The following is an 11,851-nucleotide window of genomic DNA, read 5'->3' on the forward strand; positions in this document are numbered from 1 at the left end:
AGCCATGGACGTTTTCTCAGGTGCTCCTCTTAGATGCGCTCGGCGGCCTCTACCGTATTCATCAGCAGCATTGTGATCGTCATCGGACCCACGCCGCCGGGCACGGGCGTGATGTGGGAGGCGATTTCTTTCACTCCGGCAAAATCCACGTCGCCGCACAGCTTGCCGTCATCGTCGCGGTTCATGCCCACGTCGATGACGATGGCGCCTGGCTTGACCATGTCGGCCGTCAGGGTGTTGCGGCGGCCGACGGCGGCCACGACCACGTCCGCCTGGCGCGTGTACAGGCCCAGGTCCGGGGTCGCACTATGGCAGATGGTGACGGTAGCGTTCGCTTGCAAGAGCAGCAGGGCCATCGGCTTGCCGACCGTGTTGCTGCGGCCGATGACGACGGCGTGCTTGCCGCGCAAGTCGGCGCCCGTGCTTTCGATCAGTTTCATGCAGCCGTACGGCGTGCAAGGACGGAAGCCGGGCAAGCCCGTCATCAGTTCGCCGGCGCTCAGGACGGAATAGCCGTCCACGTCTTTCGTCGTGGCGATCGCTTCGATGACCTTGTGCGGGTTGATGTGCTTGGGCAAGGGCATCTGCACGAGGATGCCGTGGATGGCGGGATCCGCGTTCAGGCTGGCGATGCGTGCCAGCAAGTCCGCTTCGGACAGGTCCGCTTCATATTTTTCCAGCACCGAGTGGAAACCCACGTCGCCGCACGCCTTGACTTTGTTGCGGACGTACACCTGGCTGGCCGGGTCTTCGCCGACGAGGATCACGGCCAGGCCGGGCTGGGTGCCCTTGGCCGTGAGGGCGGCGGCGCGCGTGGCGATCTCGCTGCGCAGTTTTTGGGAGAGGGCGATTCCGTCGATCAGTTGTGCTGGCATGGTAGGGGGCTGAGAGATGTAGGAGGGAAAAGACAGATTATAAAGCCGGGCGGCGCAAAGGGGCGGTTTTGGCTATGCAAAGGCGTAGCAGCAGCGGGCCAGAGACGCGGGCCTGAGAAAGTGCCGATGGCGGCGTTGCAGCTCCTTGCCGTACTGGCGTACTGTCTGCGTCGCCGCGCCTTGCCCCCGACATTTTTCAGGCCCGCTTGGCCCGGGGAGCCTGTGCGGGCGACCGGGGTGCTCATTCCTTTTGCCACTCTGCTCACCCTAATTTCCGGACAGAATTTGCGGCAGTGCAGCATAAATTTCATAGGGCGATTCCATGATATGAAATGCTATATCGTAATTTGAAAAATACTAAATACGCTGTTAGAATCCCCACACTAAACCGACTTAATAGTAAATAATCAGCGAAATACCGTCCGACAGCGATCCGGAAAATCGGGGTGGGGCGTTCACAAAGGAGACTCAACAGATGTCAGCTCAACTGAACCAGGTAACGACACAGATCGGCACCGACCCGGATATGCAGGAAACCAAGGAGTGGCTGGACGCGCTCGAAGCGGTGCTGGAAAACGAAGGTCCGGAACGCGCGCATTACCTGATGGAGCGCATGGTTGACCTGGCCCGCCGCCGTGGCGCCCAGATCCCGTTCTCCAGCACCACCGCCTACGTCAATACCATCCCCACCAAGCAAGAAGCACACTGCCCCGGCAACCTGGAATACGAAGAGCGCCTGCGCTCGTGGATGCGCTGGAACGCCATGGCCATGGTCGTCAAGGCCAACCGCGCCGACGGCGACCTGGGCGGCCACTTGTCCTCGTTCGCTTCGCTGGCGAACATGCTGGGTATCGGTTTCAACCACTTCTGGCACGCGCCGACGGCCGACCATGGCGGCGACCTGCTGTACATCCAGGGTCACTCCTCGCCCGGCGTCTACGCGCGCGCCTTCCTCGAAGGCCGCTTGACGGAAGAGCAAATGCTGAACTTCCGCAAGGAAGTCGACGGCAAGGGCCTGTCCTCGTACCCGCATCCAAAGCTGATGCCTGACTTCTGGCAGTTCCCGACCGTGTCGATGGGCCTGGGCCCGCACATGGCGATCTACCAGGCGCGCTTCCTGAAATACCTGCATGCACGCGGCATCGCCAAGACCGACAACCGTAAAATCTGGGCCTTCTGCGGCGATGGCGAGATGGACGAGCCGGAATCCCTGGGCGCGATCGGCCTGGCCGCGCGCGACATGCTCGACAACCTGGTCATCGTGGTCAACTGCAACCTGCAGCGCCTGGACGGCCCGGTACGCGGCAACACCAAGATCATCCAGGAACTGGAAGGCGAATTCCGTGGCGCGGGCTGGAACGTCGTCAAGGTCATCTGGGGCCCGGGCTGGGACGCCCTGCTGGCGCAAGACAAGGAAGGCATCCTGCAGCGCGTGATGATGGAAACCGTCGACGGCGAATACCAGAACTACAAGGCGAAAGACGGCGCCTACGTGCGCAAGCACTTCTTCGGCAAGCATCCGAAGCTGCTGGAAATGGTTGCCAACATGACGGACGACGACATCTGGCGCCTGACCCGCGGCGGCCACGATCCGCACAAGATCTACGCAGCCTTCAAGATCGCCCAGGAACACAAGGGCCAGCCGACCGTCCTGCTGGTGAAGACCATCAAGGGCTACGGCATGGGCAAGTCCGGCGAAGCGCGCAACACGGCGCACCAGACGAAAAAACTCGACGACGAAGCCATCCGCGAAATGCGCGACCGCTTCTCGCTGCCTATCCCCGACGACAAGCTGGCCGACATCCCGTTCTTCAAGCCTGCCGACGACGCGCCGGAAATGGTCTACCTGCACGAGCGCCGCAAGGCCCTGGGCGGCTACCTGCCGCAGCGCCGCCAAAAGGCGGAAGAAACCCTGCCCGTGCCTGGCCTCGACGCGTTCAAGAACGTGCTGGAAGCGACGCCGGAAGGCCGCGAAATCTCGACCACGCAAGCCTTCGTGCGCGTCATTTCGACCCTGCTGAAAGACCCGAACCTGGGCCAGCGCGTCGTGCCTATCCTGGTCGATGAGTCGCGTACCTTCGGCATGGAAGGCCTGTTCCGCCAGATCGGCATCTACAACCCGAAAGGCCAGTTGTACGAGCCGGTCGACAAGGACCAGGTCATGTACTACCGCGAAGACAAGGCCGGCCAGATCCTGCAAGAGGGCATCAACGAAGCGGGCGGCATGAGCTCGTGGATCGCCGCGGCGACGTCGTACTCGACCAACGACCGCATCATGATCCCGTTCTACACCTTCTACTCGATGTTCGGCTTCCAGCGCATCGGCGACCAGGTATGGGCTTCGGCGGACATGCGCGCCCGCGGCTTCCTGATGGGCGGCACGGCTGGCCGCACGACCCTGAACGGCGAAGGCTTGCAGCACGAAGATGGCCACAGCCATATCTTCGCCGCGACCATCCCGACCTGCATGCCGTACGACCCGACCTTCAGCCATGAAGTCGCCGTCATCATCCAGGACGGCCTGCGCCGCATGATCGCCAACCAGGAAGATGTGTTCTACTACATCACGATCATGAACGAGAACTACGCCCAGCCAGGCATCAAGCCAGGCCAGGAAGAAGGCATCCTGAAAGGCATGTACAAGCTGCAGGAAGGCCAGGCGGACGCCAAGCTGCGCGTACAGCTGATCGGCTGCGGCACCATCCTGCGCGAATCGATCTTCGCCGCCGAACTGCTGCAAAACGACTGGGGCGTGGCTGCGGACGTGTGGTCGGCGCCGTCGCTGACCCTGGTGGCCCGCGATGGCCAGGATGCGGAACGCTGGAACATGGTCAACCCGTCGAAACAGCAGCGCGTGCCGTACGTGACGTCGCTGATGCAGGACACGGATGGCCCGATCGTCGCCACGACCGACTACATGCGCGCATTTGCAGAACAGATCCGCGCCTTCATGCCGAAGGGCCGCACCTACAAAGTGCTCGGTACCGATGGCTTTGGCCGCTCGGACAGCCGCGCCAAGCTGCGCGAGTTCTTCGAAGTGAACCGTTATTATGTCACCGTGGCCGCGCTCAAATCGCTGGCTGACGAAGGCAAGATCGACGTGTCGGTGGTGGAGCAGGCGATCGCCAAGTACGGCATCGACGCGAACAAACCGAATCCGGTGACCCAGTAATCGTTGTGCGGACCCGATGATGCCAGGGCGGTGCGAAAGCGCCGCCCTGGCGTGTGTGCGGGTCCATCTGACAAATAAAATAACGGAGCAAGCTATGAGCATTGTGGAAGTCAAAGTCCCGGATATCGGCGATTTCAAGGAAGTCGAGATCATTGAACTGATGGTCAAGCCAGGCGACACGGTCAAGGTCGACCAGTCCCTCATCACCGTCGAATCGGACAAGGCCAGCATGGAAATCCCATCGAGCCACGCCGGTGTCGTCAAGGAATTGAAAGTCAACGTGGGCGACAAGATCGCCGAAGGTTCGCTGGTCCTGCTGCTGGAAGTGGCGGACGACGCCTCGGCCCCGGCGCCTGCCGCCGCTGCCGCCCCGGCGCCTGCCGCTGAAGCCTCCCCGCCGCCGCTCCTGCGGCCGCGCCAGCGCCTGCCGCCCCTGCCGGCGCGCCGGCCCTGGTCGACGTGACCGTGCCCGATATCGGCGACTTCAAGGAAGTCGAAGTCATCGAACTGATGGTCAAGGTCGGCGACACGATCAAGGTTGACCAGTCGCTGCTGACGGTCGAATCGGACAAGGCCAGCATGGAGATTCCATCGAGCCACGCCGGTATCGTCAAGGAATTGAAGGTCAAGGTCGGCGACAAGGTCGCCAAGGGTAGTCTGGTGCTGGTGGTGGAAACGACCGGTGGCGCTGCCGCTCCTGCCGCCGCGCCTGCACCGGCCGCGCAAGCTGCCGCCGCACCTGCCGCCGCCGTCGCTTCGGCGCCGGTCGCCGCTGCCGCTCCTGCCGCGCCAGCCGCCGCGCCTGCCGTGAACGGCAAGCTGGCGCACGCGTCGCCATCGATCCGCAAGTTCGCGCGCGAACTGGGCGTGGACCTGGCCCGCGTGGGCGGTTCCGGTCCGAAGGGCCGCATCACCCAGGAAGACGTGCAGAACTTCGTCAAGGGCGTGATGTCGGGCGCGGTCGCCGCGCCGAACGCACCGGTCGCCAAGGCCGGTTCCGGCGTGGGTCTGGATCTGCTGCCATGGCCGTCGCTGGACTTCAGCAAATTCGGCACGACCGAATTGCTGCCGCTGTCGCGCATCAAGAAAATCTCGGGCCCGAACCTGCACCGCAACTGGGTCATGATTCCGCACGTCACGCAGTTCGACGAAGCGGACGTGACCGACCTGGAAGCATTCCGCGTCGATACCAACGCGGCCAATGCGAAGAACAAGGATGCGGCCAAGCTGACCATGCTCGCCTTTGTGATCAAGGCCTCCGTCGCCGCGTTGAAGAAATTCCCCGCGTTTAACGCCTCGCTCGACGCCAAGGGCGAGAACCTGATCCTCAAGCAGTACTACAACATCGGCTTCGCTGCCGACACGCCGAACGGCCTGGTGGTACCCGTGATCAAGGGCGCGGACCAGAAGTCGGTCTCGCAGATCGCCCGCGAAATGACGGAACTGTCGCTGCAGGCGCGCGAAGGCAAGCTGAAACCGGCCGACATGCAGGGCGCCAGCTTCACGATTTCGTCCCTGGGCGGCATCGGCGGCACGCACTTCACGCCTATCGTCAATGCGCCGGAAGTGGCGATCCTGGGTCTGTCGAAAGCCTCGATCAAGCCGGTATGGGATGGCAAGGCCTTCCAGCCACGCCTGATGATGGGCACTTCGCTGTCCTACGACCACCGCGTGGTCGATGGCGCGATGGGCGCGCGATTCTCCGTGTACCTCGGCGAAGTCCTGGCCGACATGCGCAAAATTCTGCTGTAAGGAGCGATTGATGAGCACAGTAGAGGTAAAAGTACCGAATATCGGCGATTTCAAGGAAGTCGAAGTCATCGAACTGATGGTCAAGGTGGGCGACACCATCAAGGTGGACCAGTCCCTGATCACGGTCGAATCGGACAAGGCCAGCATGGAGATTCCATCGACCCACGCCGGCGTCGTCAAGGAAGTCAAGGTCAAGGTCGGCGACAAGATCGCCGAAGGCAGCGCGCTGCTGGTGGTGGAAGCGGTTGAAGGCGCGGCCGCTTCTGCGCCTGCGGCAGCCGCTGCGGCTCCGGCTGCGGCACCGGCGGCACCCGTCGCCGCCATCCCGGCCGGCAATTACAGCGGCCAGGTCGACATCGACGTCGACATGATGGTGCTGGGCGGCGGTCCTGGCGGCTATTCGGCAGCGTTCCGCGCGGCCGACCTGGGGCTGAGCACCGTCATCGTCGAGCGCTACGCCACCCTGGGCGGCGTGTGCCTGAACGTGGGCTGCATCCCGTCGAAGGCGCTGCTGCACGTCGCTTCCGTGATCGACGAAACGGCGCACATGTCCAACACGGGCGTGACGTTCGCCAAGCCGACGATCGACATCGACCAGGTACGCAAGTACAAGGAAGGCGTGATCTCGAACATGACGGGCGGTCTGGCCGGCATGGCCAAGGCGCGCAAGACGCAAGTCGTCACCGGCGTGGGCCAGTTCCTCTCCGCGAACCACATCGAAGTGACGGCAGGCGACGGTTCGAAAAAGTCGTGCAGTTCAAGCAAGCCATCATCGCGGCCGGTTCGTCCGTGGTGAAGCTGCCCTTCGTGCCGGAAGACCCGCGCATCGTCGATTCGACGGGCGCGCTGGAATTGCGCCAGATCCCGAAACGCATGCTGGTCATCGGCGGCGGCATCATCGGCCTGGAAATGGCGACCGTCTACTCGACCTTCGGCGCGCGCATCGACGTGGTTGAAATGATGGATGGCCTGATGCAGGGCGCGGACCGCGACGCCGTCAAGGTGTGGCAGAAGTTCAACGAGAAGCGCTTCGACAACATCATGACCAAGACCAAGACGGTGGCCGTCGAGGCACTGCCGGAAGGCATCAAGGTCACGTTCGAGGCGGCTGAAGCGGGCGCCACGGCTCCGGCGCCGCAAGTCTACGACCTGGTGCTCGTCGCCGTGGGCCGCAGCCCGAACGGCAAGAAGATCGCTGCCGACAAGGCCGGCGTGATCGTCACCGACCGCGGCTTCATCGAAGTCGACAGCCAGATGCGCACCAACGTGCCGAACATCTTCGCCATCGGCGACCTGGTGGGCCAGCCGATGCTGGCGCACAAGGCTGTGCATGAAGCCCACGTGGCCGCCGAAGCGGCTGCCGGCCAGAAGTCGCACTTCGACGTCAAGGTGATCCCGTCGGTCGCCTACACGGATCCGGAAGTGGCATGGGCCGGCATCACGGAAGACGAAGCGAAAGCCAAGGGCATCAAGGTCGAAAAGGGCCACTTCCCGTGGGCAGCTTCCGGCCGCGCCGTGGCCAACGGCCGCGCCGAAGGCTTCACCAAGCTGCTGTTCGACGCTGAAACGCACCGCATCATCGGCGGCACCATCGTCGGCACGCATGCGGGCGACATGATCGGCGAAATCGCGCTGGCCATCGAAATGGGCTGCGACGGCACCGACATCGGCAAGACCATCCATCCTCACCCGACCCTGGGCGAGTCGATCGGTATGGCCGCCGAAGTGTACGAAGGCGTATGCACGGACTTGCCGCCGCCGCGCAAGCGTTGATGTTGTAGCTGTCCATACTCGAAACCCGCAAGCGATTGCGGGTTTTTTAACCGCAGCGTAGTCGCGCTGGCCATCAAGGGGTGGGGCGACGGCACCGACATCGGCAAGACCATCCACCCGCACCCGACCCTGGGCGAGTCGATCGGTATGGCCGCCGAAGTGTACGAGGGCGTGTGCACGGACTTGCCGCCGCCGCGCAAGCGTTGATGTTGTAGCTGTCCATACTCGAAACCCGCAAGCGATTGCGGGTTTTTTAACCGCAGCGTAGTCGCGCTGGCCATCAAGGGGTGGGGCGACGGCACCGACATCGGCAAGACCATCCACCCGCACCCGACCCTGGGCGAGTCGATCGGTATGGCTGCCGAAGTGTACGAAGGCGTGTGCACGGACTTGCCGCCACCGCGCAAGCGTTGATGTTGTAGCTGTCCATACTCGAAACCCGCAAGCGATTGCGGGTTTTTTTAACCGCAGCGTAGTCGCGCTGGCCATCAAGGGGTGGGGCGACGGCACCGACATCGGCAAGACCATCCATCCTCACCCGACCCTGGGCGAGTCGATCGGGATGGCTGCCGAAGTGTACGAAGGCGTATGCACGGACTTGCCGCCGCCGCGCAAGCGTTGATGTTGTAGCTGTCCATACTCGAAACCCGCAAGCGATTGCGGGTTTTTTTATTTCCCTTGACCTGCAGCGTGGTAAAACGTGGCGCATCGGTCCCGTGTGAAAATTGGTGAGTATTGCCGTGTGGAAAAAGTGGCAGAATGGAGGTCTGTCACCGTGTTCTGCTTTCGCTTCAATAGAAACGTGTGATTTTTCCAGGAATGTTGCCAGCGTGGGAGTCGGTCAAGTTCCGCTGTACCAAGCGCCTGCCCCAGTCGATGCATACATCCCCTGCTGGCGCCCCTCGGAAGCGGGGAGTCGTCGCGTGGCTCGCCTCGCGTCCTCCCCATGCCTTGTCCGCGCTCCTGATGAACTGCCGGCAGAAGACGCTCCCTACTGGGATAGGCTCTAAGAAAGTTTTGCAACGATGAAAAAATTTACCGCCCTTCATATTGCCGACGTCCGTTTGCGCCGGGCCGACGAGCAAGAGCAAGCCGTGATGCTGCATGCCTTGTACCAGGACGTGGCCGCTATCCTGGCGGCGGGCAAGCGGATCGATGCGATTTTCTTCACGGGCCAGCTGGTGGCGCCGGACGCCTGTGCCGGCACGACGCCCGTGTACGTCTACGAATACTTCCTGCGGCCCTTGCTGCAGGCGGCCAGCTTGCCCGGCGCGCGTTTCTACCTGGTGCCGGGCAGCCGCCAGCAGGGTGTCGCTGCCGCCACGCTGGGCAATGCCGGCTTCAGCTTTTTCTCCGCCGATGAGCACGCCAGTGCCGAGCAGCGCGCGCGCTACAAGAATATCCACGCCGTGTTCCATGGCCACCAGCATACGGGCGACGCCAGTTCGCTGATGAAGTCGCTAAGCATCCTGTTCAAGAGCAATCCCGGCAGCCTGTACGGCGCACAGGGCCAGATGGCGGCGTATGCGGTGCTTGAATTCGGCACGGGCGAGGCCGATGGCGGCAAGGCCGGCACGCAGTGGAAGGTATCCCTGCGCGAGTTCGACGACGTGAGCAAGAACTTCGCCCTGTCGGTGCTGTACACGCCGAACGGCCAGGACACGGGGCAGATGGATGCCGAGTATGTGTTTGCCACCTTGCTGCCGCAACTGGCAGGCGAGCGCGCTTATTTCGATGGCTTGCTGGGCAAGGCGGGCGCGCAGCCGCGCGAGGACGCCGGCGTCGCTGCCGATGCGCGTGAATTCCTGATCGAGCTGGCGTTCGTGATGTTCGAAGCCAAGAGCGTGTTCCTCAACGAGGCGGAACTGGAGCGCTTTGCCAGCGACTATTGCGGCGTGAAGGGCTGGAACATGGCGGCCGGCGATTGGCTGGCGCCGCTGTATGCGCATGGCTTGCTGCTGCGGGCCGATGGCCAGGTGGCGTTTTCCTTCGATTACTTCCGCACGTATTTCCTGGCGCAGCGCTTTGAAACCTCGTTCGACCTGATGCGTTATGGTCCTGACCGCTACGATGGAAGCGAGTCTGCACTGGGCGTTGATGGCGCGTCGGCGGCCCAGCCTTTCCTGCGCGCGCTGGGCTTGAACGATGAACGGACTGAAGCGGCGCTGCCGGAAGACTGCAGCCGCCCTGGCTGATTTCCGCGGCCAGCCGTCCCGCGTCAGTCCGCCAGCGGCTGGCGCAGAGTACCGTGCAGGAACAGGTCGAGACTGACCGCCACCTTGGCGCGCAATTGCGCCACATCGGGTTGGGCTGGCGGCGGAAACAGCAGGCGCGACATCTGGTCGCCCAGCAGGCAATTGAGCAGGTGCAGCGCCAGCATGGAGGGCGTCAGTTCCGCGCGAAACAGGGGCGCGATGTCGGGACGGCTGAAAAACTTGGTCAGCATCTCGCGCGTCTGTCCCGGTCCCACTTTGTAAAACGTTTCCGCCAGTTCCGGGTGCGTGGCCGCTTCAGCTACCACCATGCGATTCAGGCGGATCGCCGCCGGCATGGTGACCAGTTGCACGAACAGCAGGCCGAACTCGCTCAAAATGGCGGGCAGGGGCCGCATATCCGTTTCCAGCGCCGGCATGGTCGAGAAGTAGGCGGCGCGGCGTAATTCCACCACGGCATTGAACAAGCCCGACTTGCCGCCAAATTTCACATAAATCGTGCGCACGGCCACGTGGGCTTCGCGGGCGATCATTTCCAGGCTGACCTTCCCATATCCTTTTTCCAGAAACAGGCAGCCGGCCGTGTGCAGCAGGTTTTCCATGCGCGCTTCCATGTCGGCCGCGCGCGGGCGGCCGGCCGGCTTGCCGCAGCAGGAAAGCTCCTGGGCGGCGGCGGATTCTTTATCGGTAGGCAAGGTATCGTTGAGGCCGGGATCGGACATGGTCTGGGTCTCTTTATAAGGTGGAAGGTAAGTGATGGCTCACACTGTAGTGCAAATTAAAATGAAATGCAATCGTTTCATTTCTTGACTTTGGCTTTTCTTTGCCCAATAATGAACCTATATCATTTCATTTCCGGAGCGAGTATGTCCAACCAGCCAGGCCACGCAGAGCACAAGGTGCTGAGCGCCGTCCCACCCGCGGCCCCCGCCGCACCTTCCACGCCCGCCGCTGCCGCCAGCTCCGCACCACCGAACAACCGCGTGAAAATCATTGCCGGCCTGATCGTCCTCGTCGCGCTGGGCGCCGGCGCGCGCATGTGGTACCGCAGCCACTATTTCGTGGAAACGGAAAACGCCTACGTGGCCGGCCACGTGCATCCCGTGTCGGCACGCATTTCCGGCGTCGTCACCAAGGTCTTCATCGATGACAATCAAATGGTGAAAGAGGGCGACGTGATCGCCGAACTCGATCCCTTCGACCAGCGCGTGAAGACCGAGCAGATCGCCGCGCAGATCGCCAGCGCCGAGCAGCAGGTGCTGCAGGCGGATGCGCAGATTGCGCAAGTGCAGGCGCAAGCGAGCGCCGCCCAGGCGCAGGTGGCGCAGGCCGATGCGCAATTGCTGCGCGCGAAACAGGATGCGGAGCGTTATGGCCAGCTGTACACGAGCCAGATGAAAGCCGTCTCGAAAGCGGAACTCGATGCGGCCAACGCGGCCCGTTCGAGCGCCGTGGCCGACCTGGCCGCCCGTCGCGACAGCGCCTCGGCCGCCAAATCGCAGATCGGTGCGGCGCAAGCTGCGCGCGACGTGGCCAAGGCGCAGGTGGCCGTGCTGCGCGTGCAATTGAAGGACGCGGAACAGCAGCTGCAATATAACCGCATCCTGGCCCCCGTCGCCGGCCGCATCGGCAAGCGCAACGTGGAAACGGGTATGCGTGTGCAACCTGGCCAGCAATTGACGGCCATCGTGCAGGACAACGTCTGGGTCACCGCCAACTTCAAGGAAACCCAACTGGCCGACCTGCACCGCGGCCAGAGCGTGCACGTGACCATCGACGCCATGCCGGGCAAGAAACTGGTGGGTACCGTGGACAGCTTCGCGCCTGCCTCGGGCGCGCAATTCGCCCTGCTGCCGGCCGATAACGCCACCGGCAACTTCACCAAGATCGTCCAGCGCGTGCCCGTGAAAATCGTCTTCCAGCCGGAAGACATCAAGGCCATGAATGGCCGCCTGGTGCCGGGCATGTCGGTGATCGCCGAAGTGGAAGTGAACCAGCCTGAAACGCAGCCGGCCGCGCGCCACGCCGCCGCTCCCGCCGCCCAGTCCACCACGCGCTAAGCTTCC

The 11,851-nt window shown here is 63.1% G+C and carries 5 protein-coding genes and 2 pseudogenes; 5 read left to right on the top strand and 2 right to left on the bottom strand.

Annotation, left to right across the window (positions count from 1 at the left end; translation table 11 throughout):
• Nucleotides 1–29 precede the first annotated feature (29 nt).
• The gene (gene folD / locus ACRHIG_RS09100) at nt 30–875 is read right to left on the bottom strand and encodes a bifunctional methylenetetrahydrofolate dehydrogenase/methenyltetrahydrofolate cyclohydrolase FolD (RefSeq protein ID WP_489629987.1); all 846 of its coding nucleotides are present in this window, start codon (nt 873–875) and stop codon (nt 30–32) included.
• 475 nt (nt 876–1,350) lie between these two features.
• Between folD and aceE the strand changes: the two genes are divergently transcribed.
• The 4 genes and pseudogenes from aceE (at nt 1,351) to ACRHIG_RS09120 (ending at nt 9,767) form a co-directional block, all read left to right on the top strand.
• Entirely contained in the window at nt 1,351–4,047 is a 2,697-nt protein-coding gene (gene aceE, locus ACRHIG_RS09105) for a pyruvate dehydrogenase (acetyl-transferring), homodimeric type (RefSeq protein ID WP_489629988.1), read from the top strand.
• A gap of 94 nt (nt 4,048–4,141) precedes the next feature.
• Nucleotides 4,142–5,799: pseudogene (gene aceF / locus ACRHIG_RS09110) on the top strand (dihydrolipoyllysine-residue acetyltransferase).
• 10 nt (nt 5,800–5,809) lie between these two features.
• Nucleotides 5,810–7,572: pseudogene (lpdA, locus tag ACRHIG_RS09115) on the top strand (dihydrolipoyl dehydrogenase).
• 1,025 nt (nt 7,573–8,597) lie between these two features.
• A complete protein-coding gene (locus ACRHIG_RS09120) occupies nt 8,598–9,767 on the top strand; it encodes a hypothetical protein (protein ID WP_489629989.1) in 1,170 nt (389 codons plus the stop codon).
• Nucleotides 9,768–9,790: 23 nt separating this feature from the next.
• Here ACRHIG_RS09120 and ACRHIG_RS09125 read toward each other — a convergent pair whose 3' ends face one another.
• On the bottom strand, nt 9,791–10,507 hold the full coding sequence (locus tag ACRHIG_RS09125) for a TetR/AcrR family transcriptional regulator (protein ID WP_475414742.1): 717 nt from the start codon (nt 10,505–10,507) through the stop codon (nt 9,791–9,793).
• A 144-nt stretch (nt 10,508–10,651) separates the two neighbouring features.
• Here ACRHIG_RS09125 and ACRHIG_RS09130 point away from each other — a divergent pair, with 144 nt between their 5' ends.
• Nucleotides 10,652–11,845, top strand: coding sequence for an HlyD family secretion protein (locus ACRHIG_RS09130; RefSeq protein WP_475414741.1), 1,194 nt, complete (start codon nt 10,652–10,654; stop codon nt 11,843–11,845).
• The last annotated feature ends 6 nt before the right edge of the window (nt 11,846–11,851 follow it).

It is taken from the genome of Janthinobacterium sp. C22, from assembly GCF_057919405.1.